This window comes from Rathayibacter sp. AC451 (assembly GCF_979253095.1).
Window position 1 is genome coordinate 3752980 of the sequence record NZ_CEEDBD010000001.1, and the last position, 26599, is coordinate 3779578.

A 26599-nucleotide genomic window follows, 5' to 3' on the forward strand; every position below is an offset into this window, starting at 1 on the left:
TGAGCAAAGCTCATTGCCAGGAGGTATCTTGCCGGAGACAGACTTGACCCAGGACATCTTGACGTCGTTCCTCGAGTTCGTGGCGCAGGACATCGGGCCGGATGCCCGAACTCCGGAGATCCTCGCTGCCTGGGTGGACGGGCCGGCGCATGTCGCCGTCATCTATCGCAGCAGCTTCGAGCCTGGTCTCGTCCTCGGCTTACGCCGTTTCTTCGGCGCCGACTCAGGAATGGACGCCCGATCCGGAGCGGCGGAGATCCAGGAGAGCATCTCAGAGCCCCTCGGCGACGGAGTCCACTTCGTTCGCCCCGACGGAGAGGGAGTGCTGTGGTCGGGCGATCTCGACGATGCGCTTCCGAATGCTCCTCGACGTCGGTGAAGGCGCGCGACACGCACCAGCGTTTCTGCCGGTTCTGTTGGGCCCTTCAGCTCTGGCAGTGCGGGCACCAGTAGGTGACGCGCAGCTGCAGCTCGCTGTCGCCGAGCTCGCCCTGGCGGATCGGCGTCCCGCAGCGGCGGCAGGGCCGGCGGTCGCGGCCGTACACCCAGAGCTGCTGCCCGGGCCGGAGGTTGCCTGTCGTGGTGCGCTCGATGCGCTCCCGGTTGACCGTGATCAGCTTCTTGGCGAGGGCGATCGTGCGCACGAGATCGCCGGACTCGCCGACCGGACGGGTCGGCAGGACTCCCCGGAGGAAGCAGAGCTCGGCCCGGTAGACGTTGCCGAGGCCGGCCATGATCCGCTGGTCGAGCAGGGCGAGGCCGATCGGCCGCTCGGGGTCGGCGGAGAGGCGCCGCAGAGCCTCGTCCGCATCCCAGTCGGGGCCGAGGAGATCGGGACCGAGGTAGCCGATGACGTCCTGCTCGGCGGCGAGGGGAACGATCTCGAGCAGGCCCAGCTCGAAGCCGACGGCCTGCCACTCGGGCGTCTCGAGCACGATGCGCGCCTGGAACGCGGGGCGGTGCCATTTCGGCCGCTCGCCGCCGAGGGGGTAGAGGTGCCAGCTGCCCTCCATCTTGAGGTGCGAGTGGATGAGTGCATCGCCGACCCGCATCAGCAGGTGCTTGCCGCGGGGCACGACGGAGTCGATGGTCTCCCCGGTGAGATCGACGGTCGCGTACTTCGGCACGCGGACGTCGCACGTCGTCAGGACCTGGCCGTCGAGCGCCTCGGCGAGGTTGTGCGCGGATCGGTAGACGGTGTCACCCTCGGGCACGGGGGCTCCCTCCGGGGCTCACGCGCGCATCCGGAGACCGCGCGGGTTGGCGACGAAGCCCGCCGCGACGAGCGCGTCGCCCAGCGGCGTGCCGAGCGAGAAGTCGCCGTCGATCTTCTCGACGGTCAGCTTCTCGACGCCGCGGGAGCGGACCAGCTGCGCGAACGCCCCGGCCGCGTCCGCGAGAGCGGTCTCGTCCGACGTGAAGGTGAGCGCGGTCTTGCCGCCGCGCTCGAGGTAGACGGCCAGCTCGCCGTCGACGATCGCCACGAGCGCGCCCGCCTTGCGACCCGGCCGGTGGCCCTCGCCCTGCGGCCACGGCAGGGCCGCTCCGAACGGGTTGGCGGGGTCGGTGGCGGCCAGGGCGAGCACGGGGCGCGGACGATCCAGAGCGTCGTCCTGCGGCGCGAAGGTCCGCAGACGGTCGACGCTGCCGGCGGTGCCGAACTGCGCGGCTCCGAGCTTCTCGATGAAGTAGCCGCGGCGGGCGCGGCCCTGCTGCTCGAAGCCGCTGAGGACCTTGTAGGCCAGCGCGAAGCCGCCGAGCACCCCCTCGGCCTGCACGGAGCCGCGGGTGACGATGCCGTAGCGCTCGAGGAGCACCTCGCCGAGGGCGTGCCCGCGGATCGTCGGGTCGGACTCGGCGAGCGGCACGATCGACCAGCGGCCGCCGGCCGTGGGCGGACCGACGCGGGTCTGCATCGTCGGGCGCGTCATCATGCGGCCGCGGGGTGCGCGGGCGCGGGCGGGTGCGCGCGGCTGCCGGTGGGCGCCTCCGCTCGTGCCGACGAGGGTGCGCAGCGGCGCGAGGGTGTCGTTGGTGAGCAGCCCCGCCCACACGAGCTCCCAGAGGGCGTCGACGAGGGCGGAGTCGTCGGTGGAGCCGACGGCGTCGGAGAGCTGGCGGAAGAAGTAGCCGCCCCCCGAGCCGAGCACGCCCACGATCTCCTGCTGCAGCTCGCCCAGCGGCAGCGTCTCGCCGGGCACGGGCAGGGTGAGACCGGCCGTCTCGGCCAGGTGCAGGCTCACCCAGCCGTCGTTGCCGGGCAGCGTCCCCGCTCCGGCCCAGAGCACCTCACCGGTGGCCGTGAGCTCGTCGAGCATCGCGGGGGAGTAGTCGCGGACCCGGGACGGGAGGATCAGCGTCTCCCACGCGGAGGCCGGGATGGGCGCTCCGGCGAGCTGGTCGATGACGGAGGCGACCCCGTCGATGCCGCGCAGCGAGCCGCCGACGTGCTGCCAGGTGGGCAGGAAGCGCCCGTAGGCGGCCCCGTCGACCGGCTCGACCTCCTTGCGGAGGGCGGCGAGGGAGCGGCTGCGGAGCCGGCGCAGGACCTCGGCGTCGCACCACTCGCTGCCCGTGCCGTTCGGGCGGAACTCGCCCTCGGTGACCCGCCGCTCGCCGGAGAGGCGGCGGAGGGTGTCGGTGACGACCGCGACGCCGAGCCCCAGCCGCGTGGCCACCGCTGCCGCCGTGAACGGACCGTGGGTGCGGGCGTAGCGGGCGACGAGGTCGCCGAGGGGGTCGCGCACCGGGTCGATGAACGCCACGGGCACGCCGATGGGGAGGGGTGTGCCGAGGGCGTCGCGCAGCCGCGCCGCGTCCTCCATCGCCGCGTAGCGCTGCTCGCCCCCGAGCCCGACGGGCAGGACGCGCTTCGCCTTCACGAGCTGGGCGACGACCGCCTCGAGCGTCTCGCGCGCGATCGGGGAGCGGCCGCGACGTCGGCCGACGCGACCGACTCCTCGACGAGGCGCTCGCCCAGCTCGTCCATGGTCAGCGGGCCGAGCAGGCGCAGGAGGTCGGCGGCCCCCTCGAGCCCGCGCAGGCGGCGCTCGGGCTCGACGCGCTGCAGTTCGCGCTCGATCTGCGCGAGCACGACGGGGTCGAGCAGCTCGCGCAGCTCGGCGCGGCCGAGCAGCTCGCCGAGCAGCGCCGCGTCGACCGAGAGCGCCGCGGCCCGCCGCTCGGCGAGCGGGCTGTCGCCCTCGTACATGAACGCGGCGACGTAGCCGAACAGCATCGACCGCGCGAAGGGGCTCGCGGTCGGCGTCTCGACCTCGAGGATCCGCAGCTCGCGGCCGTCGAGCCGTGCCGCGAGCCGCAGCAGAGCGGGCAGGTCGTAGACGTCCTGCAGGCACTCGCGGACGGTCTCGAGGATGATCGGGAAGGTCGGGTACGTCCGCGCGACGTCGAGCAGCTGCGCCGCGCGCTGGCGCTGCTGCCAGAGCGGCGAGCGCTTGCCGGGGTTGTAGCGGGGCAGGAGCAGCGCCCGGGCCGCGCACTCGCGGAACCGGGCCGCGAACAGCGCGGAGCCGCCCACCTCGCTGGTCACGAGCGATTCGAGCTCCTCGCGCTCGAAGAGGAAGAGCTCGGCGCCCGGGGGCTCGGACTCGGTGTCGGGGATGCGGACCACGATGCCGTCGTCGCCCGCCATCGCCGCGCCGTCGACGCCGTGCCGCTCGCGCACCCGGGCCCCGACGGCCAGTGCCCACGGCGAGTGCACCTGCATGCCGTACGGCGAGTGCAGGACGAGCCGCCAGTCGCCCAGCTCGTCGCGGAAGCGCTCGAGCACGAGGGTGCGGTCGTCGGGGATCTGACCGGTGGCGATGCGCTGCTCGTCGAGGAACGAGAGCAGGTTGTTCGTCGCGTACTCGTCGAGACCGGCCTCGGCGCAGCGCGCCCGGGCCGGATCGACGGCCGCTCCGCCGAGTTCGCGGGTGAATGCTCCGATCGCCTCGCCGAGCTCGGCGGGCCTGCCCTGGGAGTCGCCCTTCCAGAAGGGCAGGCGCCCCGGCTCGCCGAAGGCGGGCGTGACGATCACGCGGTCGTAGGTGATCTCCTGGATCCGCCAGCTCGTCGCACCCAGCGCGAAGACGTCGCCGACCCGCGACTCGTAGACCATCTCCTCGTCGAGCTCGCCGACGCGGTTGCCGGTGGAGCCGGGCTCCCCGACCATGAAGACGCCGAAGAGTCCGCGGTCGGGGATCGTGCCGCCGCTCGTGACGGCGAGGCGCTGCGCCCCGGGGCGGCCGGTGAGGGTGTTGGCGTCGCGGTCCCAGACGAGGCGGGGGCGCAGCTCCGCGAACTGATCGGAGGGGTAGCGCCCCGACAGCAGATCGAGGGTCGCCTCGTAGGCCGAGCGCGGGAGCGAGACGAACGGGGCGCTGCGCCGGACGATGTCGAACCAGTCGTCGACGTCGAGGGACTCGAGCGCCGTGGCGGCGACGGTCTGCTGTGCGAGGATGTCGAGCGGATTCGCCGGGACCTGGATCGCCTCGATCAGTCCGGAGCGCATCCGCTCGGTCGTGACGGCCGAGTGAAGCAGATCGGCCCGGTGCTTGGGGTAGAACGCGCCGCGCGAGACCTCGCCGACCTGGTGGCCCGCGCGGCCGACCCGCTGCAGGGCGCTGGCGACCGACGGCGGGGTCTCGACCTGCACGACGAGGTCGACGGCGCCCATGTCGATGCCGAGCTCGAGGCTCGAGGTGGCGACCACGCAGCGCAGCCGGCCGGACTTGAGGTCGTCCTCGATGATCGCGCGCTGCTCCTTGCTGACGGAGCCGTGGTGGGCCCGGGCGAGCAGGGGCTCGTCGTCGGGCGCCGACTGCCCGGTGCCGCTCGTGCCGCCGGCGCCGCCCATCAGCTCGGCCGGAGCGCGCCGGGAGGCGCCCGTGGCCATCGATCCGATCGCGTCGTCGACGAGCGCGCCGACCGCGACCGGCTCGGCGGCCGACCGGGCGCGCTCGAGGTCGGCCTCGCGGCGCTCCGAGTAGATCTCGTTGAGCCGCGCTGTCAGCCGCTCGGCGAGCCGACGCGAATTGGCGAAGACGATGGAGGAGGTGTGCGCGAGCACGCGGTCGACGATCGACTCCTCGACGTGGGGCCAGATCGATCCGCTCTGCGGACCGGTCGCGCCCATCGTCGAGCCCTCCTGGGGTGCGGCGGCGCCGAGCTCGGACATGTCCTCGACCGGGACGACGACGGTGAGGTCCCACTGCTTCTCGGAGACGGGAGCGACGATCGAGACGGGCGAGCGGCCGGCCAGGAACCGGGCCACCTCCTCGCGGGGCCGCACCGTCGCCGACAGGCCGATGCGCTGCACCGGCTTCGTCAGCAGGGCGTCGAGGCGCTCGAGCGAGACGGCGAGGTGCGCACCGCGCTTGGTCGATGCGACCGCGTGGACCTCGTCGACGATGACGGTCTCGACGCCCCGCAGCGACTCCCGCGCGGCCGAGGTGAGCATCAGATAGAGCGACTCGGGCGTCGTGATGAGGATGTCGGGCGGGGTCTTCTGCAGCACGCGGCGCTCGGCCGCGGGGGTGTCCCCGGAGCGGACGCCGACCGTGACGGTCGACGGAGCGCCTCCGACGCCCTCCGCGCTCAGGCGGAGCGCCGTCTGTGTCACGCCGACCAGCGGCGAGCGGAGGTTCCGCTCGACGTCGACGCCCAGCGCCTTCAGCGGCGAGACGTAGAGCACGCGGGTGCGGTGCTGCGGATCCTCCGGCGGCGGACCCTGCACGAGGCGGTCGATGGCCCAGAGGAAGGCCGACAGCGTCTTGCCCGAGCCGGTGGGGGCCACCACGAGCGCGTGGGATCCGGAGGAGATCGCCGACCACGCGCCCTCCTGCGCCGCCGTGGGCGCCGGGAAGGCACCCTGGAACCAGGCGCGGGTGGCGGGGGAGAAGCGCTCGAGAGCACTGCCGCCGGGTTCGGTGGGCATGGTTCCATCCTCCCTGCCACCACCGACACTGACGGGCGCGTCCGCCGCGGGCAAACCCTTGACGCGGCGCCGGTGGTCGGCGCCCTCAGCCGAAGGCGCGGCGGATGAAGGAGCTGACGTCCGCGATCTCGGTCTGGCTCACCCCGTGCGCCACCCCCTCGTAGACGCGGGAGTCCAGGTCGGTGTGCGCCGGGAACCAGGCGTCGCCCTCGGCCACGGCGCTCGGCGGGATGACCGAGTCGAGTGTCCCTCGCCCGCGGAAGACGAGCGGACGCTCCCGCGCGAGGCGCTCGTCGGCCTCGTCGCCCTCGGCCAGCGGCACGACGAAGCCCGACAGGGCGACGGCGAACGCGAAGCGGGCGGGAGCGCGCCGCAGCAGCTGCACCGCCAGGGCCGCTCCCTGCGAGAACCCGAGCAGCCCGACGGGACCGTGGTGCTGCAGGGCATCGAGCCAGTCGAGCACGTCCTGCACGGCGCGCTCGACGGCGTCCGGGTCGGTCGTCAGGCGCTCCGGATCCAGCGGCACGCGCAACGGCCACCACGCGTTCGCCCGCCCGTCCAGGGCGATCGGGGCCCGGAGGGAGGCGAGCACCGGCTCCAGCGGCAGGTACGCGCCGAGCGAGAACAGGTCGCCCTCGTGCGAGCCGTAGCCGTGCAGGAGCACCAGCAGCGGCCGGTCCGCCCGGTCCTTCTCGGAGGAGGACCACAGCACCGCGTTCGCGTCGATTCCCATGGCTCCATCATCGCCGCTGCCGCCGCCGCACCCCGGACGGAACCGGACGGACAGCAACGAGGGGTAAGAATGGCTCCATGAGCGTGCGTACCCCTGACCCCAACTCCGGGTGGCTGTCCGACGACGAACTCGCCGAGATCCGCCGTCGGCTCCCGCTGCTGTACGTCGAGGCGGTGCCGGTGCGCGTCGACGGGCTCGGCCAGGTGACGGAGGTGGGCGTGCTGCTGCGCGCGACGGCATCGGGCCAGATCACCCGCACGATCGTCTCAGGCCGCGTGATGTACGGCGAGACCCTCCGGGACGCGCTCTTCCGCCACCTCGAGAAGGACCTCGGGCCGATGGCGTTCCCGCTGCTGCCCGCGAGCCCGCTGCCCTTCCACGTCGCCGAGTACTTCCCGATGCCGGGCATGGGCCCCTTCACCGACGAGCGCCAGCACGCGGTGTCCCTCGCGTACGTGGTCCCCGTGACGGGCACGTGCGAGCCCCGCCAGGACGCTCTCGAGCTCACCTGGATGACCCCCGACGAGGCCTGCTCCGAGGCCGTCTCGGCCGAGATGGAGGGCGGCCGCGGCGCACTCGTCCGCGCCGCGCTGGCCTCTGTCGGTCGGCTGCGCTGATCTGTGCGCCGCGGGGCGGCGCACCGCGGTCGGCGGTGCTGATCGGTGCGCCGCGGGGCGGCGCACCGCGGTCGGCTCTTCGAGGTGGCCGGGTTCCCGAGAGCGTGGTGCGTTCCGCCTAGCGAGATCCGCTGGCACGCGGATCGCGCGTTCGACGGTGTCGTTCTGTGCGCCGCGGGGCGGCGCACCGCGGTCGGCTTTCGTGGGTGGTCGCGTTCTGCAGAGCGGGTCGCGTTCCGCCTAGCGCGATCCGCTGGCACGCGGATCACGCGTTCGGCTCCGCCGTGCGCTTCGGCGCTCCTCTCCGGTGCAAGGTGAGGCCGCGCCCCGCGGTCGGCTCTTCGAGGTGGCCGGGTTCCCGAGAGCGTGGTGCGTTCCGCCTAGCGCGGTCCGCTCGCATGCGGATCGCGCGTTCGGCTATGCCGTGGGCTTCGGTGCTCCGCTCGGGAGACGGGCGTTGCGTCCTCCGCGGGAAGCGGAACCTCGGCTGAGAGCGCCCGTCAGCCGCGACGGTGGCTGAGCCGTGGTCCTGGCCGACGTTCTGCTCGTCGTGCCACATGCGGCACGGCCGTCTGCGTCGGAGCCGCAGGTGACGGACCGGGCACGTGAGTCGGGCCCGTCTGCTGCGACCGGCTCTGCTCCCGCGGCCCGGGTCCGTTCGGAATCGAGGCCGAGGGCGTCATCGCGCACCGTCCGAGGCTCGAATCACGCTCCCCACCTCGGTTGCGAACACGGAGCGATTCGGCACTGATTCCCCTCGGTCCACGCAGACGGCGCCCGCGCATCCCGATCGGTCCGATTTCGACCCACCGCAGGAACGACAGAGGCCGGGACCTCCTCCGCGGATGACTCCGCAGAAGGGGTTCCCGGCCTTCTCGACGTTCAGCGTGTCGCCCTCACCCGCACGTGCGGCCGAAGCGGCACCTGCGAGGCGGACGGTCGATCCGCGTGTCAGCGGATCGGCGTAGCCGGTCGCGACCCGCTCTGCGAGCCGCACCCGCCTACGAGAGCCGACCGCGGTGCGCCGCCTTGCGGCGCACAAGACGGCACCTGAGGCGCGCTGCGCGCGCCTCAGCCCTGGGCGCGACGACCGCCGCGGCGCTCGCCGCCGGCCGGGGCGGCCGAGGAGGCCCCACCGGTCGCGGTGCTGTAGAACGAGCGCGAGCCGCCACCGGTCGAGGCGGCGCCGGCGGTGCGGCCGCGGCCGCCGCGGGCTCCGCCGCGAGCGGCGCCCTCGGAGGAGGCGGCGCGGTCGCGACGGGGACGGTCCGAGCCGCCGGCGGGAGCCGCCGAGCGCTCGCCGCGTCCGCCGCGGGGAGCGGAGCCGGTGCCGTCGGTGCGCGCGGCGCGCTTGCGCTGCGCGTTGGCGCCCTGCGAGCGTCCGCCCTGCGACTGTCCGCGGGCGGGCTCGACGACGGCCGACGGGGTCACGTACGCGGCGACGTTCCCGACGAGCTTCGCGACGGCGGCCGAGTCGGCCGTGACCTGCTGGGGCTGGACCTGGATGGCGGCCTTGCGCAGGAGGGTCTTCACGTCGCCGCGCTGCGTGGGCAGCACGACGGTGACGACGTCGCCCTCCGAGCCGGCGCGGGCGGTGCGGCCCGAGCGGTGCAGGTACGCCTTGTGCTCCATGGGCGGGTCGACGTGGATGACGAGCTCGACGTCGTCGACGTGGACGCCGCGGGCGGCGACGTCTGTCGCGACGAGCACCTTCACGTCGCCGGCGCCGAACGCGGCGAGGTTGCGGTCGCGGGCGACCTGCGAGAGGTTGCCGTGGAGGTCGACGGCGGGGATGCCCTGGCCGGTGAGCTGCTTGGCGAGCTTCTTCGCGTGGTGCTTGGTGCGCATGAAGAGGATGCGGCGGCCGGTGCCGGACGCGAGGGTCTTCACGAGCGCGTTCTTCGCGTCGAGGCCGTCGACCTCGAACACGTGGTGCGTCATCAGCGCGACGGGGGAGTTGGCCTCGTCGACCGAGTGGAGCACCTCGTTCTGCAGGTACTTCTTGACGAGCTTGTCCACGCCGTTGTCGAGCGTCGCCGAGAACAGCAGGCGCTGGCCTCCGCGGGGGTCTTGTCGAGGATGCGCGTGACGACGGGCAGGAAGCCCAGGTCGGCCATGTGGTCGGCCTCGTCCAGCACGGTGATCTCGACGGCGTCGAGGTTGACGAAGCCCTGCTTCATCAGGTCCTCGAGGCGGCCGGGGCAGGCCACGACGATGTCGACGCCCTGCTTGAGGGCCGCGACCTGGCGCTGCTGCGAGACGCCGCCGAAGATCGTCGTGGTGACGATGCCGTAGGCGTCGGCGAGGGGCTGCATCGCAGCGGTGATCTGGGTGGCGAGCTCGCGGGTCGGCGCGAGGACCAGTCCGAGCGGGCGGCCCGGACGGCGGCGGCCGCCGGCGAGCGATCCGCCGAGGCGGGCGATCATCGGGATCGAGAAGGCGAGGGTCTTGCCCGAGCCGGTCTTGCCGCGTCCGAGGACGTCGCGGCCGTTCAGGGTGTCGGGGAGCGTGTCGACCTGGATCGGGAACGGCTCGGTGATGCCGTTCGCGGTCAGGGCCGAGACGAGGGGAGCGGGGACGCCGAGAGCGGCGAAGGTGGGGATGGACGACATGGATGGTGCCTTTCGGGGCATCATGCCGATCCGACAGCGCAGGCGGGTGGCCGGGCGCGGGTGATCGGCTTTCGGGCGAAGGTGACGGTGGTCACATCCGTTCGCCGTACGAAGCTGTGCGCGCGGCCGGAGGCCTCATGCACGGTGCGCCAGATGGTCGGGACGGGGTCCTCGACGTTCAGAGTCCTCAGGGGACAAGGGGCGTTCTACGACGCGGGGGAGCGCAGACTTCGCGCTCGCACCCTCCCACCCTAGCGGACGACCGGGCTCCGGCGCAGAACAGGGCCCGCGTCAGCCCTTGTAGCGCTCGCCCACCGGCACCTCGACCCCGAGCGTGTTCCCCGCCTGCGCGAGCGGGCACGCCCACGCCGGGTCGTAGGCGCAGGACGGGTTGTAGGCGAAGTTGAAGTCGAGGACGAGGGTCGACGGAGTGGACCCCGGGCCCAGGTCCGCGCCCTTGACGGTGTCCAGGAGGTAGCGGCCGCCGCCGTAGGTCCCGCCGGGCCGGCCGGCCAGCGCGTCCTTCACCGGCACGAACAGCCCGCCCCCGTAGGAGGCGAGGCGCCAGACGTCGAGCGTCCCGGCCTGCGGCACCGCGACCGCGCCGACCAGCTCGAACGGAACGGTGCCGTCCGTCCCGGTCTCCACGTCCATCCGCCGGGGCTCCTCGGCGGGCAGCACCTCGAGCTCGAAGCGCCAGGACGCGTCGTAGGGCGCGATCGGGAGCGAGCGGAAGTGCGCGCGGTCGACCGGCAGCAGCGGAGTGGACGGGTGGTGCGCGAAGAGGGCGTTGCGTCCCCGGATCCACGAGGCGTGCGCAGCGAGCAGGTCGACGTTCGAGAGCCGGCGGACCTCGGCGTAGAGCGCCTGCACGTGGCGGCGCCAGTCGGCCACCTCGATCGACGAGGCGAGTCGGCGGCGGGGCGAGACCTCGTCGGTCTCCTCGGCCTCCTCGCTCGCGGGCCACTGGAAGCGCAGGAGCTCGGCGCGCGAGAGCTCGACCTGCTCCTCGGCGGTGCCGTCGGGGCTCACTCCGCCGCCTCCCCGCGGGGGCGCGCATCGGCGCCCACGTCGTGTCGCCAGGTCGGGGCGAGCGAGCGGATGCGGATGCCGCGCCACTGCCAGAACGCCCACATCGACGGCCACAGCGCGGGCGAGGCGAGCCCGGCGCTGAACTCGAGCCTGTCGCGGAAGAGCGTCCGCCCGTCGGGGAGCGGAGCGACCGCCATGCGGTGGTCCCACGCGGTGATCAGCCGGAGCGCACCCGTCAGCGGAGCACCGCTGTCGCGGAGGATCCGGACGTCCGGCATCGACGGCACGCGGCGGTAGGAGAGGTCGATCTCCTGCGCCCCCATCGGCACGATCCCGAGGGCGTCCATCGCCACGTCGTGCGGGCCCAGCCCCCACGTCGGCCGGAAGCCGCCCTCGTCGAGCGAGGCGGCGGTCAGGAGGGGGACATCACCTCGCGGAACACGGCCGGGCTCTGCAGAGCGCGCCAGGCGGAGTCCACGTCGGTGTCGAGCACGTGCTTCAGCATCACCTTCACGTCGTCCATCCTCCTCCGCCCGGCCCGTCGGCGTCACCGGGTGCGCGGGAGCGCTCGGCCGTGTATGCGCCCGGTACCGTGTCAGGGTGAACGCCGCGTCCTCCGCCCACGACCAGTCGACCTACCAGATCCGCTTCGACTGGGGCCCGCGGGCCCTGCGGGTGCTCGCTCCGGCGCACATCACCGTCGTCGTCGACGCGCTGCCGGGCGGGCCGGGCCTCGACACCGGGTCGGTCGACGGCCACGTCGTGCGGGCGGGCCTGGCCGACCGCACCGCCGTCGCGCGCTGGATCCTCGAGCGCCAGCACGAGAACGGCGGCCGCACCAGCGTCAACGTCGTCGCTGCGGGCGACACCGACGAGAGCGGGGCGACGCGCTTCGCCCTCGAGGACCAGCTCGCGGCCGGCGCGCTGATCGACGCCCTGATCTCCCTCGGGATCGACCACACCTCGCCCGACGCCGCGGTCGCGTCGGCCTCCTTCGACGGACTGCGACGGGCCTGCTCCCACCTGCTCTCCGCCTCCCCGTCGGGCCGCGCTCTGAAGGAGGCGGGGCGTTCCGCCGAGGTCGCCGCCGCCGCCCGCGTCGACACCGTCGACGCCGTGACGGTGCTGAGCACCCCGCGCCCGGCGGCCCACTCGACCACCGGGCCCCCAGCGGCGTAGCGTTCCCAAGGAGCGCCTCCGCTCCCACCGCGCACGCGACCCTCCCGAAAGCTGGCCCGCATGAAAGCCGTCCTCAACGACGTCGTCCTCGCCGACGCCCCCGACTCCGACCTCATCTCGATCGAGGGCAACTGGTACTTCCCGCCCTCGAGCGTCGCCACCGAGCTGCTCGAGCCGAGCGACACGCCCTACACCTGCCCGTGGAAGGGCGAGTGCCAGTACTTCTCGGTGAAGTCCGACGACGGGCTCCTGAAGGACCGCGCCTGGTCGTACCCGACGCCGTACCCGACTGCGTTCGACCGCGTGGGGAAGGACTTCTCCGGCTACGTGGCGTTCTGGAAAGAGGTCCGCGTCATCGACTAGAGGTCCTAGCGGCCGTCCGCGCGCGCCGCGCTGCGGCTGCGGTGCGCGCGGACCTTCGCCCGGTTGCCGCAGCGCTGCATCGAGCACCAGCGGCGGGACCCCGCCCGCGAGGTGTCGAGGTAGAGCATCCCGCAGTCCTCGGCGGCGCAGCGCCGCAACCGCCCCGCCCCTGATCCGCCGAGCAGCTCCACGCCCTCGCGCGCGATCGTCGAGAGCGCCTGTCGTGCCGCGGCGTTCGTCCGCCCCGCCTGCCGCGTCCCTCCGGAGAGCGCAGGGGGGATGTCCGGCATCGCCGCGAAGAGGTTGACGACGTCGACGTCGCCCGCGTCGCCCGCGCCGGAGCCGCCCCGCTCGGCCGCCCGGGCGAGGCGCGCGATCGCGTCCCTCAGCACGAGCGCGTCGGCCAGTCGCGCGTCGCGCGCCTCCTCGCCGACGGCGTCGAAGCGAGCGGCGAGCCAGGACGCCAGGGCGCCGTCGGAGTCGAGGCGCTCGCCGGGAGCGCCGTGCATCGGACCCGTGTACGCGAAGTCGAGCGCCGTGCTGCCGGAGTCGAACCACCAGCGGCGCCCGTCGGCCTCCTCGAGCCACTGCCCCGTGCTCGGAGCGCGGCCCCGGATCGCGCGAGGACCGCCGGTCGTGCTCACGCCGACGGGACCGAGCGGCGGCGCCACTCGATGGCGTTCGCCGGCTCGAAGCGCCGAGCGCAGCGGCCGCAGGCGAGAGGCCTGCCGGGTCGGCGGTGGCGGTAGAAGACGTGGCCGCTCGGGCACGCGCCGACCCAGGGCGCGAGCTCGTCGGCGGTCGGGTTGCTGTGCGTGCGCGCCCCCGTGTACCCGAGGTCCGCGGCGATCCTCCGCCACCCGGCGCCGTGACCGGCACGGGGTCCGGCGAGCGCGTGCGCGATCTCGTGCAGCAGCGTCTGCCGCACCTCCTCGTCGCTCCACCGGGGCGCGAGATGACGCGAGAGCGTGATCCGCTTGTCGCTCCAGTGGCAGGCGCCCCCGCGGGTGCGCGCGTGGTCGAAGCCGAAGCTCCACGAGTCGTCGAGGTGCTCGGCGAAGAGCTCCTCGGCCCATCGAGAGACCTGCTCGAGCTCAGCCACGCGTCCGTGCTCCCGTTCGAGGGGCCGTCAGGACCGGTCGGCGCCGTCGGTCGTGCCGGCGTCGTCGGTCGTCGCCGCGTCGTCGGTGGTCGCCGCGTCGTGCGCGCCGTCGGCCCTGCGACGTCCGCGGACGGAGCCGTCGGCGCGGTCGCGCGCCGCGCCACCCTGGAACTCGGTCGCGGCCGAGACGCCCAGCCGGGCGATCTCGAGCTCCTCCTCCGGCACGCCGACGCGCTCGCCGAGGGCGGTGGCGGCGTCGAAGTCGCGGGCCGCCCGGCCGTACTCGCCGAGCTCGAAGAAGGTCAGGCCGCGGTGCTTGAGGGCGAACGAGTGCTCGAGGTGCCACTCGTGGGTCTTCGCCTCCTCGACGCAGAGCGCGAGCTCCGACAGCGCCTCGTCGGTGCGCCCGCGCAGCTGCATGAGCCGGGCGCGGCGCACGCGCGCGGTGAGGAGCTCGGCGCGGTCGCCCGAGAAGCGGGTGCGGCGGACGGCCTCGTTGGCCACGTCCCAGGCCTCGTCGATCCGACCGAGCAGGCGCAGCAGCTCGGTCTTCTCGGTGAGGGCGGCGAGAGAGCGCAGCGCGCCGATCTCCTCGAGGCGCTCCTGGGCGGCGTCGACGTCGATCTCCTCGCGGAGCGTCGCGGGGTCATGGCGGATGATGATGCTCAGAGCAGTGCTTCCTCGTGGGTTGCGGATCCGGTGCGTCGCAGGTCGTGCGCGACGGGCGGGAGGCCGCTGCGGCCGGTCCAGTTTACGGGCACGCGCGCCGGCTCCCCGGGTGACGCGCGCAGGCCGCCGGGCCGTCGGGGCGGATCAGCCGCGGCGCACCTGGAAGATGCTCCGCGCGGGCAGCGGAGACGGGGTTGCCGTGTCGTCGGTGACCACCGAGGCGCCCGCCACGAAGTCCTCGAGCTCCCGCCCCTGCACGAGCTTCGAGGGCGCGGGGTCGGAGGCGAGGCGCCGGGGCAGCCCGTCCAGATGGAGGGGCGAGGCGGAGGCGAGCATCACCACGTTGCCGAAGCGCTTCGCCTTGAGCATCTGCGTGTCCGTCACGATCGCGGTGTGCGTGAAGACGGAGGCGAGGGTCGCGGCCTGCGCGCGGGCGAACGCGAGCGCCCCTCCGTCGGCCACGTTCACCGCGACGACTCCCCGCGGCGCGAGCAGCGGAGCGATCGACGCGTAGAACTCGGCGCTCGTCACGTGGGCGGGAGTGCGCGCGCCCGAGAAGATGTCGACCACGACGACGTCGATGCTGCCCAGCAGTCCGGGCGGCAGCTTGCCGAGCACCTCGCGGGCGTCGCCCTGCCGGATGCGGATCTGCGCGCCCCGGGGAGCGGGAGCGCCTCCCGCACCAGCTCGACCAGCGCGCCCTCGATCTCGACGACCTGCTGCCGGGAGCCGGGCCGGGTCGCGGCGACGTAGCGGGGGAGCGTCAGAGCGCCCGCGCCCAGGTGCAGAGCCGTGACGGCCTCGCCCTCCGGCGCGAGGAGGTCGATCGCATGCCCGATGCGGCGCACGTACTCGAACGAGAGGTGGGTCGGGTCAGCGAGGTCGACGTGCGACTGCGGGGTGCCGTCGACGACGAGGGTGGCGGCGTCCGACGCGTGGCGGTCGGCCTCGATCGTCGCGAGGAAGCCGCTGGCCAGGACGGCTCGGGGGTGCTCGGCGTCGTCGCCGCGTCGGCGGCCGGTTCTCTCCTGCATCCCCTCAGTCTGAGGGACGGCGCCGGAGGAGGGGCGCGGCGTCCGCTCGGCGGCGGACGTATACCGGACCCCGGGACACGGCGCAAGGATCAGCACTTGCGCGGCGTGGCGCGATGCATCTATATTTGTACTTTGCGCTCCCGAGTACCCACGCCCTCATATTGCGGTAGGCAGGTCACCGGAACCCGGCATCAGATGGTGGATGCCGATGCCACACTCTAGCCCCCACCCCGAAGACCGCGTCGAACCGGTCCCTGCGGCGTGCGGACAGGGGAGTGTCGGCCCGCCCGGCGGGAGCCCACTCCACACATCCCACAGATTGAGACCCGCGAGGGTCTACGGAGGTTCCTTCCTTGGCTGCTGCGCCCAACGCAACCACCACCTCACCCAAGAACGGACGCGGCGCATCGCGTCTCTCGTTCGCCAAGATCAGCGACACCCTGACGGTTCCGGATCTGCTCGCACTGCAGACCGAGAGCTTCGACTGGCTCGTCGGCTCGGAGGCGTGGAAGACCCGCGTCGCCGAGGCGAAGGCCGCCGGCCGGGAGGACCTCCCCGCCAACTCCGGTCTGGACGAGATCTTCGAGGAGATCTCCCCGATCGAGGACCTCAGCGAGACGATGCAGCTGAGCTTCACGAACCCGTACCTCGAGCCCGAGAAGTACACGATCGAGGAGTGCAAGGAGCGCGGCAAGACCTACGCCGCCCCGCTGTACGTCGAGGCCGAGTTCATGAACCACCTCACGGGTGAGATCAAGACCCAGACGGTCTTCATGGGCGACTTCCCGCTCATGACCGAGAAGGGCACGTTCATCATCAACGGCACCGAGCGTGTCGTGGTGTCCCAGCTCGTCCGCTCGCCCGGCGTGTACTTCGAGCGCCAGCAGGAGAAGACGTCCGACAAGGACATCTACTCCGCTCGCGTGATCCCGAGCCGCGGTGCGTGGCTCGAGTTCGAGATCGACAAGCGCGACCAGGTCGGCGTCCGCATCGACCGCAAGCGCAAGCAGTCGGTCACCGTCTTCCTGAAGGCCCTCGGCCTCACCAGCGAGGAGATCCTCGAGCAGTTCGCCGGCTACGAGTCGATCGAGCTGACGCTCGAGAAGGACAACATCCTCACCAAGGAGGACGCTCTCCGCGACATCTACCGCAAGCTCCGTCCGGGCGAGCAGGTCGCCGCCGAGGCCGCGCGCGCGCTGCTGGACAACTTCTACTTCAACTCCAAGCGCTACGACCTCGCGAAGGTCGGCCGCTACAAGATCAACCGCAAGCTCGGCATCGACAAGGCGCTGTCCGACTCGGTCCTGACGGTCGAGGACATCATCGCGACCATCAAGTACCTGGTCGCGCTGCACGACGGACGCACCACCCTGCCGGGCGTGCGCGAGGGCGCCCCGGTCGACCTGCGCCTGGACGTCGACGACATCGACCACTTCGGCAACCGCCGCATCCGCGCGGTCGGCGAGCTGATCCAGAACCAGGTCCGCACCGGACTGTCCCGCATGGAGCGCGTCGTCCGCGAGCGCATGACCACGCAGGACATCGAGGCGATCACGCCGCAGACCCTGATCAACGTCCGCCCCGTGGTGGCCGCGATCAAGGAGTTCTTCGGAACGTCGCAGCTGTCGCAGTTCATGGACCAGAACAACCCGCTCGCGGGCCTGACCCACAAGCGCCGCCTGTCGGCGCTGGGCCCCGGCGGTCTCTCCCGTGAGCGCGCCGGCGTCGAGGTCCGCGACGTCCACCCGTCGCACTACGGCCGCATGTGCCCGATCGAGACCCCGGAAGGCCCGAACATCGGCCTGATCGGCTCGCTCGCGTCCTTCGCGCGCATCAACTCGTTCGGCTTCATCGAGACCCCGTACCGCAAGGTCGTCGCGGGTCGCGTCACCGAGCAGATCGACTACCTCACCGCGTCCGAGGAGGACGAGTACCTGGTCGCCCAGGCGAACGCCCCCCTCACTAAGGACTTCCACTTCGCCGAGGGCAAGGTCCTCGTCCGCCCCAAGGGCGGAGAGGTCGAGCTCGTCGACGCCGACCGCGTCGACTACATGGACGTCTCCCCGCGCCAGATGGTGTCGGTCGCGACCTCCCTCATCCCGTTCCTCGAGCACGACGATGCGAACCGCGCGCTCATGGGCGCCAACATGCAGCGTCAGGCCGTCCCGCTGCTGCGCAGCGAGTCGCCCGTGGTCGGCACCGGCATGGAGGGCTTCGCGGCCATCGACGCCGGCGACGTGATCACCGCCGACAAGGCGGGCGTGGTCCAGGAGGTCTCCGCCGACTCCGTCACCGTCCAGCTGGACGAGGGCGGCACGCAGACCTACTTCCTGCGCAAGTTCGACCGCTCCAACCAGGGCACGTCGTACAACAACCGCGTGGTCGTCTCGGCCGGCGAGCGCATCGAGGTCGGCGAGGTCGTCGCCGACGGTCCCGCCACCGAGAACGGCGAGCTCGCGCTGGGCAAGAACCTGCTCGTCGCGTTCATGCCGTGGGAGGGACACAACTTCGAGGACGCGATCATCCTCAGCCAGAACCTGGTGAAGGACGACGTCCTCTCCTCGATCCACATCGAGGAGTACGAGGTCGACGCCCGCGACACCAAGCTCGGCAAGGAGGAGATCACCCGCGACCTCCCCAACGTCAGCCCGGAGCTCCTGGCCGACCTGGACGAGCGCGGCATCATCCGCATCGGCGCCGAGGTCCGCCCCGGCGACATCCTCGTGGGCAAGGTCACGCCCAAGGGCGAGACCGAGCTCTCGGCCGAGGAGCGCCTGCTCCGCGCGATCTTCAACGAGAAGAGCCGCGAGGTCCGCGACACGTCGCTGAAGGTGCCCCACGGCGAGCAGGGCACGATCATCGGCGTCAAGGTGTTCGACGCGCAGGACGGCGACGACGAGCTCGGCTCGGGCGTCAACCAGCGCGTGGTCGTCTACATCGCCCAGAAGCGCAAGATCACCGAGGGCGACAAGCTCGCCGGCCGCCACGGCAACAAGGGCGTCATCTCGAAGATCCTGCCGGTCGAGGACATGCCGTTCCTCGCCGACGGCACCCCGGTCGACATCGTCCTCAACCCGCTCGGCGTCCCCGGCCGCATGAACTTCGGCCAGGTCCTCGAGATCCACCTCGGGTGGATCGCGAAGCAGGGCTGGAAGGTCGACGGCGAGCCGGAGTGGGCCGCGCGCCTGCCCGAGCACGCCCGCGAGGCGGCGCCCGGCACCAAGGTCGCGACCCCCGTGTTCGACGGCGCGGCGGAGGAGGAGCTCGCAGGGCTCCTCGACTCCACCACCCCGACGCGCGACGGTGAGCGCCTGATCGGCTCGTCCGGCAAGACGCAGCTGTTCGACGGCCGCTCCGGGGAGCCCTTCCCGGACCCGGTCTCGGTCGGCTACATGTACATCCTGAAGCTGCACCACCTCGTCGACGACAAGATCCACGCGCGCTCGACGGGCCCGTACTCGATGATCACCCAGCAGCCGCTCGGTGGTAAGGCGCAGTTCGGTGGACAGCGCTTCGGCGAGATGGAGGTGTGGGCCCTCGAGGCCTACGGCGCCGCCTACGCGCTCCAGGAGCTCCTCACCATCAAGTCGGACGACATCCTCGGCCGCGTGAAGGTGTACGAGGCGATCGTCAAGGGCGAGAACATCCAGGAGCCGGGCATCCCCGAGTCCTTCAAGGTCCTCATCAAGGAGATGCAGTCCCTGTGCCTGAACGTCGAGGTCCTCTCGGCCGACGGCACCGCGGTCAGCCTGCGCGACACCGATGACGAGGTCTACCGCGCTGCGGAAGAGCTCGGCATCAACATCTCCTCCCGGTTCGAGTCGTCCTCCGTCGACGACATCTGATCCGGCGACCCGCTCCGACCTCCCGTCTCTGACGAGACACCCTGTTTTCCGACAAGGAGAAAACATTGCTCGACGTAACAACTTTTGACGAGCTGCGCATCGGCCTCGCGACGGCCGATGACATCCGTCGCTGGTCGCACGGTGAAGTGAAGAAGCCCGAGACCATCAACTACCGCACCCTCAAGCCCGAGAAGGACGGCCTGTTCGGAGAGCAGATCTTCGGACCGTCCCGCGACTGGGAGTGCTCCTGCGGCAAGTACAAGCGGGTCCGCTTCAAGGGCATCGTCTGCGAGCGCTGCGGCGTCGAGGTCACCAAGTCCTCGGTCCGCCGCGAGCGGATGGGCCACATCGAGCTCGCCGCCCCCGTCACCCACATCTGGTACTTCAAGGGCGTCCCCTCGCGCCTCGGATACCTGCTGGACATGGCGCCGAAGGACCTCGAGAAGGTCATCTACTTCGCGGCGTACATGATCATCGACGTGGACGACGACGGCCGTCACGCCGACATGCCCGGCCTCGAGAACGAGCTCCGGCTCGAGATCAAGACCCTCTCCGACCAGCGCGACTCCCGCATCGCGGACCGCCTGGCCCGTCTCGAGACCGACCTCGCCGCCCTCGAGGCGGAAGGCGCGAAGAGCGACCAGAAGCGCCGCACCAAGGACGGCGCCGAGAAGGAGATGTCGCAGATCCGCAAGTCCTTCGACGAGGACATCGCGCGGCTCGAGAGCGTGTGGGAGCAGTTCCGCACCCTCAAGGTCGGCGACCTCAAGCCCGAGGACGCGGTCTTCAACGAGCTCGTCGACCGCTACGGCGTCTACTTCGAGGCCTACATGGGCGCCGAGGCGATCAAGAAGCGCCTCGAGCAGTTCGACCTCCAGGCCGAGGCCGAGACGCTGCACCTGCAGATCGCCGAGGGCAAGGGTCAGAAGAAGATCCGCGCCATCAAGCGCCTGCGCGTCGTCAACTCGTTCCTCGCCACCGGCAACTCGCCGGCCGCGATGGTGCTCGACGTCGTCCCGGTGATCCCGCCGGAGCTGCGCCCGATGGTGCAGCTCGACGGAGGCCGGTTCGCGACGAGCGACCTGAACGACCTCTACCGCCGCGTGATCAACCGCAACAACCGTCTCCGCCGCCTGCTCGACCTCGGTGCCCCCGAGATCATCGTGAACAACGAGAAGCGCATGCTGCAGGAGGCCGTCGACGCCCTGTTCGACAACGGCCGCCGCGGTCGCCCCGTCACCGGTACCGGCAACCGCGCCCTGAAGTCCCTGAGCGACATGCTCAAGGGAAAGCAGGGTCGCTTCCGCCAGAACCTGCTCGGCAAGCGCGTCGACTACTCGGGCCGCTCGGTGATCATCGTCGGACCGCAGCTCAAGCTGCACCAGTGCGGCCTGCCCAAGCAGATGGCGCTGGAGCTGTTCAAGCCGTTCGTCATCAAGCGCCTGATCGACCTGTCGCACGCGCAGAACATCAAGGCCGCCAAGCGCATGGTGGAGCGCTCGCGCCCCCAGGTGTGGGACGTGCTCGAGGAGATCATCCGCGAGCGCCCCGTCCTGCTCAACCGCGCGCCCACGCTGCACCGACTCGGCATCCAGGCCTTCGAGCCCCAGCTGGTCGAGGGCAAGGCGATCCAGCTGCACCCGCTCGTCTGCGCCGCGTTCAACGCGGACTTCGACGGCGACCAGATGGCCGTCCACCTGCCGCTGTCCGTCGAGGCCCAGGCCGAGGCGCGCATCCTGATGCTCGCGTCGAACAACATCCTCAAGCCCTCGGACGGCCGTCCGGTCACCCTGCCCACGCAGGACATGATCATCGGCCTCCACCACCTGACGACCATCCGCGAGGGTGCCGCCGGTGAGGGACGTGCGTTCTCCTCGGTCTCCGAGGCGATCCTCGCCAAGGACCAGGGCTCGCTGCACCTGAACTCGAAGGTCCGCATCCGCATGTCGGAGGTCTACTTCGCGCAGGGCACCGCACCCGAGGGCGTCGAGCTCGACGAGACCGGCAAGGTCACCGCGCCGGTCCTGCTCGACACGACGCTCGGCCGCGCGCTCTTCAACGAGGCGCTGCCGGTCGACTACCCCTACTTCGAGCAGGTCGCCGACAAGACGACCATCTCCGGGATCGTCAACGACCTCGCGGAGCGCTACCCGAAGGTGGAGGTCGCCGCCTCGCTCGACCGCATCAAGGACGCCGGCTTCTACTGGGCCACCCGGTCCGGTGTCACCGTCGCCCTGTCGGACATCCTCACGCCCCCCTCCAAGCCCGAGATCATCGCGGGCTACGAGAAGAAGGCCGCGAAGGTCGAGACCGAGTACGACAAGGGTCTGACGACCCAGGCGGAGCGTCGCCAGGAGCTCGTGAAGATCTGGACCGAGGCGACCGACGAGGTCGCCAAGGCCATGCGCGCGAACTTCCCGACCGACAACACCATCAACCGGATGGTCACGTCCGGTGCGCGTGGAAACTGGCTGCAGGTCCGCAACATCGCGGGCATGCGCGGCCTGGTGAACAACCCGAAGGGCGAGATCATCGCCCGACCGATCATCTCCTCGTACCGCGAGGGACTGTCGGTCGCCGAGTACTTCATCGCCACGCACGGTGCCCGCAAGGGTCTGGCCGACACCGCGCTCCGCACCGCGGACTCGGGATACCTGACGCGTCGTCTCGTCGACGTCTCGCAGGACGTCATCATCCGCGAGGACGACTGCGGCACGACCAAGGGCCTCGAGCTGCCGATCATGCTCCAGGACGCCACCGGCGCCTGGATCCAGGACTCCAACGTCGAGAACTCCGTCTACGCCCGCTCGCTCGCCACTCCGGCGACGAACGAGGCCGGCGAGGTCATCGCGGAGGCCGGGGAGGACGTCGGAGACGTCCTCATCGAGAAGCTCGTCGGCGCCGAGGTGCGTCACATCAAGGTCCGCTCGGTCCTGACCTGCGAGTCGGCCGTCGGCGTCTGCGCGGCCTGCTACGGCCGCTCGCTCGCCACCGGCAAGCTCGTCGACATCGGAGAGGCCGTCGGCATCATCGCGGCCCAGTCGATCGGCGAGCCCGGCACGCAGCTCACCATGCGCACCTTCCACACCGGTGGATCGGCCTCGGCCGACGACATCACGCAGGGTCTTCCCCGCGTGCAGGAGCTCTTCGAGGCCCGCACCCCCAAGGGCGCGTCGCCGATCGCGGAGGCCGCCGGTCGCATCACGATCGAGGACACCGACCGGGCCCGACGACTCATCCTCCAGCCGGACAACGGCGACGAGGCGGTCATCTACCCGGTGCTCAAGCGCTCGCAGCTCCTCGTCGAGGACGGCCAGTCGGTCGTGCTCGGTCAGCAGCTGCACGTCGGAACGGTCGACCCCAAGGAGGTCCTGCGCGTGCTGGGCGTCCGCGAGGTGCAGAAGCACCTGGTCGGCGGTGTCCAGGGCGTCTACCGCTCGCAGGGCGTGCCGATCCACGACAAGCACATCGAGGTCATCGTCCGTCAGATGCTCCGCAAGGTCACCGTGGTCGACCACGGCGACACGGATCTGCTGCCGGGCGAGCTCGTCGACCGCTCGCGCTACAGCGAGGTCAACCGTGCGGCTCTGACCGAGGGCAAGCGGACCGCGTCCGCCCGCCAGGAGGTCATGGGAATCACCAAGGCCTCGCTCGCGACCGAGTCGTGGCTGTCGGCCGCGTCCTTCCAGGAGACCACCCGCGTCCTGACGCAGGCGGCCATGGAGGGCAAGCGCGACCCGCTGCTGGGCCTGAAGGAGAACGTGATCATCGGAAAGCTGATCCCGGCTGGTACCGGTCTCCCGAAGTACCGCAACGTGTCCGTCGAGGCGACCGAGGAGGCGAAGGCCGAGCGGTACCCCAACCGCATCTTCGCCGACGACGCCGCGTTCAGCGACGCCGACCTCTCGTTCGTCGACTTCGACTCGTTCTCGAGCGACGGCTACGAGCCCGGCAACTACAGCTGAGCACGGACTGAGTGAGCGAAGGCCCCGCCGGGACACCGGCGGGGCCTTCGTCGTTCTCGGTCACCCGCACGGGGGGTCGACCGATCCGGGCAAGTCCCGCCGCTCCCCGTGCACGGATGATTGACTCGACACACGTTCGAGGGGTGCCCGCCCCGTGCCCGTCCAGTCGGGATCGCAGCGGTGAGGAAACGCGCGGATGAGACTCGTGGTCGTCGTGCTGGCCGCCCTTCTCGTGGTGGTCGGTGCTGTCGTGCTGCCCGCGGACAGGGCCGTCGCGGCCGGGGCGGTGCCGTCCTCCTGCGGAGCGGCGCAGCTCGCCCCCGTCCTCCCCGATGACGAGGTGCGGACGGTCGACGCCCCCGCGCGCGTCCCGATCGTCGTCCTGCACGGCTGGCTCGGCACCGCGACGCACGACGAGACGCGCACCGGCGCCTTCTCGCACCTGGTCGACCTCGTGGCCGTGAACGGCGTCGACGAGCCCGAGACGGTCTCGGAGCGCTCTGTCATCGGGCGGCTGCAGAACATCGAGGGCTCCGCGGTCTACACCTTCGACTACCGGGACCTCTCCGCTCGGTGGGTGACCGATCCCGGCATCAGCGATGCGCTCGCCTCCTCCCTCTCGTGCCTGGTGCAGGCGACGGGGAACCGCGCGATCGTGGTGGCGCACTCGATGGGCGGGCTGGCCGCGCGGCAGGCCCTGAGCCAGGACGTGGACGGCGTCCCCGTCGAGTCGCTGGTCTCGGACGTGATCACCTTCGGCACTCCGAACACCGGCTCGGACGTCGCCAAGCGGCTGGGGGAGATCATCGACTCGACGGGAGGAGTGAGCCCCGCGATGGTGGCCGGCCTCGAGCCGCAGAGCCGCCTGGGCTTCGCGGCGCTGATGGCCTCCTGCGGCGAGGCGGCCTCCGAGGACGCGACGAACGCGGGCGAGTGCACCGGCATGCCGATGATCGACGCTCTCTCGAGCCGGGCGGGGATCGCCATGCGGACCGGATCGACCGAGCTGGGAGAGCTCCCGCCCTGGCCGGCGAGCGTGCACGTGGTCGCGCTCGCGGGTGACATCCGGGTGAGGGTCGCCTCGCTGCTCGGCACCGGTGTCGGCGACGTCGATCTGGGCGACATCATGGTCGGGGCGAGCTCCGCCGAGGCCGGTGTCGACGAGTACGCCGTGTCGACCTGCCGCTACACGCTGATGACGCTCCCCGATGTGCCGTCGGTCGTAGCCGAGCTCAACCCGCTGGCCCGGCTGGGCGACGCCGTGCGGTTGGCGTCGCTGGTCGTCCGGATCGACGCGAGCCCGTGCCACCACGCGAAGCTGATGCGCAACACCGCTCTGGCCGAGCGCGCGGGCGCCGAGGCGGCCGACGCCGTCGCGGCCGTCCTCGCCGGGCCGCGCAGCGGCGAGGACCGCTCGCCGGCGGTGCTGCGCGGACTCCCGCCCTCGGAGGAGGCGCGCCGCCGCCCGGTGCGCTGAACGCCCGGGCGGCTCGCCGACCACGGGATTCCACTCATCGCTTCGCGACACGATGTCCCAGTCTTTTGACCGCCCCGGAGGACTGCGCTTACCGTGAAAGAGGCCGAAGGGGCGGCCACCTGGGGGACAGGCAGCGCGGTCCGCCCGGCTTCCGAGCAGGAGGCGGGCCGCGCCCGTCTCCGACGAGCGTCGGGCACGCGCTACGCTCCCTCCATCGGGGGACGACGAAGGAGCCTCCGCATCCCGCCGGAGTGCGCATGACCCAGAATCCCGACCCGTCGGAGTCCCCGCGGGCCCCGCGCCTCAGCCGGGAGCAGGTGCGGACCAGGCTCCTCGACGCCGGTCTCGAGGCCGTCCGCACCGGCGGCCTCCGGGTGGGCGTCTCCCACCTCCCGCTCGAGGACCTCATCCGGTCGGCCGGCGTCCCGCGGAGCACGGCGTACCGCATCTGGCCGAGCAGGCAGGACTACTTCGACGAGCTCCTCACCCGGATCCCCGACCGCCTGCTCTCGAACCGGCTCGACGAGCCGGCGCTGCAGGTCGGCGCGTCCTACCTGCACCAGAACACCGACGAGCAGGCGGGGCCCGAGCAGCGGCGCGCGACCCTCGTCGCCTCCGTCGCCGTCGCGATCGAGGCGAACTACGAGAACACGTTCGCCTCACGGCACTGGCGGAACTTCATCGCCCTCGCCGGCACGGTGGAGTCGCACGAGGACCCCGCGCGGAGCGTCCTGCACGACGCGCTGCGCAAGCGGCAGCAGCACTTCGTCGAGAACATGGCGAAGTACTACCGGCACACGCTCACCCAGGCGGGGCTGAGGGTCCGGCCGGTCTACGGCGACGCCTACACGGCGCTCGCCTCGGCGATCTCCGCGTACATCGAGGGGCTCTGCGTCGCGAGGATCGCCGACCCCGCACTGGTGACCGGGCCCCTCGACCCCGCCCGACCGCAGACTCCCAGTCTGGTGGTGGCCGGCGTGATGATGCTGATCGACGGCTTCTGCGAGCCGGTCCCGGAGGAGTAGACGGGTCGAGCACGGGATCGCTGCAGATCGTGCGATCAGGACGAGCTGAGAACGCGAGATCGTGCCCGACACGGCCTAGTCGTCGGCCGGAGGCTCGAGCATCCCCTCGACGATCGAGCGGATGGTCCACGACGCCAGGTGCCACTGGACCGGTTCGCCGGTGAGCCCGGGCGCCGTGATCACCTCGTCCAGGTCCCCGTCGATCAGACGGCTGCGGTGGGCGAGGCCGTCGATGACGATCGCGGTGAGGTGGGCGAGCTGCAGGGTCGTGAATCCGGGACGCAGGCTGCCCTGGAAGACGTCGAGCATCTCCTGGTAGAAGACCTGCATGCGGTGCGTGAGCATCGTCTCGATCCGCTTCGCGGTGGCGCGCACGGCCTCGCGGGCCGGCCCCTCCTCCATCGAGAACGTGCAGGCGAGCAGCGCGTTGTACGAGGACCAGTCCACCGAGCGGCGCAGGTTCGCCAGATTGGCGTTCGCGCCGATCCGGATCATCTCCCAGGCCACGGCCCGCCGACCGGTCGCGGTGCCCAGCCGGTCGGAGTGGCGCTCGTAGACCTCCCGCATGAGCTCCTGCGCCTCGGGATCGTCCCCGCCGGCGTAGCGGTCGTGCACGAACACCTCGCCGATCAGATCCGCGACGAACTCCTCGCGAGTGCTCCAGAGGCGGTAGACGGAGCTGCGGGGCACGTCAGCGAGGCGGATGTACTCCTCCATCGGCAGATGCGCGAACCCGACGGTGAGACCGTTCTGCGAGATCACGCCGCGCGCGGCGGAGAGCATGCGCTCCCGCACCACGTCGGCGGGGAGCCGCCGGGCGCGCGGGGGGCGGGGGTCGACGTCGTCCATAGAGAGCAGAGACTAGCCCGAGACCCGCGGCCGCGCACCGGAGCACGCGGAGCCCCTCCGGACCGCCGCCCCGGGACTGTTCGGGACGGCATGTCCCGATGGCTGGATCAGCGGGGCACCTGGCGCTACGGTGCCCCCGGGGGCGGCTCCCGACCGCGC

The 26599-nt window shown here is 71.8% G+C and carries 16 protein-coding genes and 3 pseudogenes; 8 read left to right on the forward strand and 11 right to left on the reverse strand.

What is annotated here, in order from left to right; genetic code table 11:
• Positions 1-43 precede the first annotated feature (43 nt).
• A complete protein-coding gene (locus AC0CID_RS17980; RefSeq protein WP_465227886.1) occupies positions 44-379 on the forward strand; it encodes a hypothetical protein in 336 nt (111 codons plus the stop codon).
• Positions 380-425: 46 nt separating this feature from the next.
• On the opposite strand, the gene AC0CID_RS17985 is transcribed toward AC0CID_RS17980, so the two are convergent.
• From AC0CID_RS17985 to AC0CID_RS17995, 3 genes and pseudogenes are all read right to left on the reverse strand, one after another.
• Complete coding sequence (locus AC0CID_RS17985; protein WP_465227887.1) at positions 426-1214, reverse strand: DNA-formamidopyrimidine glycosylase family protein; 789 nt, start codon at positions 1212-1214, stop codon at positions 426-428.
• 18 nt (positions 1215-1232) lie between these two features.
• Positions 1233-5938 (reverse strand): annotated as a pseudogene (locus AC0CID_RS17990) (ATP-dependent helicase).
• 85 nt (positions 5939-6023) lie between these two features.
• Entirely contained in the window at positions 6024-6671 is a 648-nt protein-coding gene (locus AC0CID_RS17995) for an alpha/beta hydrolase (RefSeq protein WP_465227888.1), read from the reverse strand.
• 77 nt (positions 6672-6748) lie between these two features.
• Between AC0CID_RS17995 and AC0CID_RS18000 the strand changes: the two genes are divergently transcribed.
• Positions 6749-7288, forward strand: a complete 540-nt coding sequence (locus AC0CID_RS18000; protein ID WP_207403202.1) for an NUDIX hydrolase family protein — start codon at positions 6749-6751, stop codon at positions 7286-7288.
• Positions 7289-8359: 1071 nt separating this feature from the next.
• Here the strand turns inward: AC0CID_RS18000 and AC0CID_RS18005 are convergent.
• The 3 genes and pseudogenes from AC0CID_RS18005 to AC0CID_RS18015 all read right to left on the reverse strand — a co-directional run bounded on the left by AC0CID_RS18005 (position 8360) and on the right by AC0CID_RS18015 (position 11279).
• Positions 8360-9900 (reverse strand): annotated as a pseudogene (locus AC0CID_RS18005) (DEAD/DEAH box helicase).
• Between the two features lie 291 nt (positions 9901-10191).
• Positions 10192-10800, reverse strand: coding sequence for a DUF1684 domain-containing protein (locus AC0CID_RS18010; protein WP_465228135.1), 609 nt, complete (start codon positions 10798-10800; stop codon positions 10192-10194).
• A 128-nt stretch (positions 10801-10928) separates the two neighbouring features.
• A complete protein-coding gene (locus AC0CID_RS18015; RefSeq protein WP_465227889.1) occupies positions 10929-11279 on the reverse strand; it encodes a hypothetical protein in 351 nt (116 codons plus the stop codon).
• 253 nt (positions 11280-11532) lie between these two features.
• Here AC0CID_RS18015 and AC0CID_RS18020 point away from each other — a divergent pair, with 253 nt between their 5' ends.
• A complete protein-coding gene (locus AC0CID_RS18020) occupies positions 11533-12111 on the forward strand; it encodes a 2-phosphosulfolactate phosphatase (protein WP_465227890.1) in 579 nt (192 codons plus the stop codon).
• A gap of 60 nt (positions 12112-12171) precedes the next feature.
• Positions 12172-12474 (forward strand): DUF427 domain-containing protein, encoded by a 303-nt coding sequence (locus tag AC0CID_RS18025; RefSeq protein ID WP_207403199.1) that lies wholly within the window; start codon positions 12172-12174, stop codon positions 12472-12474.
• Between the two features lie 5 nt (positions 12475-12479).
• On the opposite strand, the gene AC0CID_RS18030 is transcribed toward AC0CID_RS18025, so the two are convergent.
• The 4 genes and pseudogenes from AC0CID_RS18030 to AC0CID_RS18045 all read right to left on the reverse strand — a co-directional run bounded on the left by AC0CID_RS18030 (position 12480) and on the right by AC0CID_RS18045 (position 15279).
• Positions 12480-13118, reverse strand: coding sequence for a CGNR zinc finger domain-containing protein (locus AC0CID_RS18030; protein ID WP_465227891.1), 639 nt, complete (start codon positions 13116-13118; stop codon positions 12480-12482).
• Positions 13115-13576 carry a SprT-like domain-containing protein gene (locus AC0CID_RS18035; RefSeq protein ID WP_465227892.1) on the reverse strand — a complete coding sequence of 154 codons (462 nt, stop codon included), beginning with the start codon at positions 13574-13576 and terminating at the stop codon, positions 13115-13117. The genes AC0CID_RS18030 and AC0CID_RS18035 overlap by 4 nt, the downstream gene beginning before the upstream one ends.
• A gap of 27 nt (positions 13577-13603) precedes the next feature.
• Positions 13604-14080, reverse strand: coding sequence for a hypothetical protein (locus tag AC0CID_RS18040; RefSeq protein ID WP_465227893.1), 477 nt, complete (start codon positions 14078-14080; stop codon positions 13604-13606).
• A 309-nt stretch (positions 14081-14389) separates the two neighbouring features.
• A pseudogene (locus tag AC0CID_RS18045) lies at positions 14390-15279 on the reverse strand (spermidine synthase).
• 353 nt (positions 15280-15632) lie between these two features.
• Here AC0CID_RS18045 and rpoB point away from each other — a divergent pair.
• The 4 genes from rpoB to AC0CID_RS18065 all read left to right on the forward strand — a co-directional run bounded on the left by rpoB (position 15633) and on the right by AC0CID_RS18065 (position 25591).
• Entirely contained in the window at positions 15633-19124 is a 3492-nt protein-coding gene (gene rpoB, locus AC0CID_RS18050; protein ID WP_207403194.1) for a DNA-directed RNA polymerase subunit beta, read from the forward strand.
• 65 nt (positions 19125-19189) lie between these two features.
• A complete protein-coding gene (locus AC0CID_RS18055) occupies positions 19190-23089 on the forward strand; it encodes a DNA-directed RNA polymerase subunit beta' (protein WP_207403193.1) in 3900 nt (1299 codons plus the stop codon).
• 196 nt (positions 23090-23285) lie between these two features.
• Positions 23286-24566: an esterase/lipase family protein gene (locus AC0CID_RS18060; RefSeq protein ID WP_465227894.1), complete on the forward strand. Its 1281-nt coding sequence runs from the start codon at positions 23286-23288 to the stop codon at positions 24564-24566.
• 257 nt (positions 24567-24823) lie between these two features.
• Positions 24824-25591, forward strand: a complete 768-nt coding sequence (locus tag AC0CID_RS18065) for a TetR/AcrR family transcriptional regulator (protein ID WP_465227895.1) — start codon at positions 24824-24826, stop codon at positions 25589-25591.
• 75 nt (positions 25592-25666) lie between these two features.
• Here AC0CID_RS18065 and AC0CID_RS18070 read toward each other — a convergent pair whose 3' ends face one another.
• Positions 25667-26440, reverse strand: a complete 774-nt coding sequence (locus AC0CID_RS18070; protein ID WP_207403190.1) for a hypothetical protein — start codon at positions 26438-26440, stop codon at positions 25667-25669.
• Positions 26441-26599: the final 159 nt, after the last annotated feature.

Excerpts from the sequence above, each read along its gene's own strand:
- AC0CID_RS17995 (WP_465227888.1), bottom strand. The coding sequence starts at position 6,671 with ATGGGAATCGACGCGAACGCGGTGCTGTGGTCCTCCTCCGAGAAGGAC.
- AC0CID_RS18000 (WP_207403202.1), top strand. The coding sequence starts at position 6,749 with ATGAGCGTGCGTACCCCTGACCCCAACTCCGGGTGGCTGTCCGACGAC.
- AC0CID_RS18015 (WP_465227889.1), bottom strand. The coding sequence starts at position 11,279 with ATGGACGCCCTCGGGATCGTGCCGATGGGGGCGCAGGAGATCGACCTC.
- AC0CID_RS18025 (WP_207403199.1), top strand. The coding sequence starts at position 12,172 with ATGAAAGCCGTCCTCAACGACGTCGTCCTCGCCGACGCCCCCGACTCC.
- AC0CID_RS18060 (WP_465227894.1), top strand. The coding sequence starts at position 23,286 with ATGAGACTCGTGGTCGTCGTGCTGGCCGCCCTTCTCGTGGTGGTCGGT.
- AC0CID_RS18065 (WP_465227895.1), top strand. The coding sequence starts at position 24,824 with ATGACCCAGAATCCCGACCCGTCGGAGTCCCCGCGGGCCCCGCGCCTC.
- AC0CID_RS18070 (WP_207403190.1), bottom strand. The coding sequence starts at position 26,440 with ATGGACGACGTCGACCCCCGCCCCCCGCGCGCCCGGCGGCTCCCCGCC.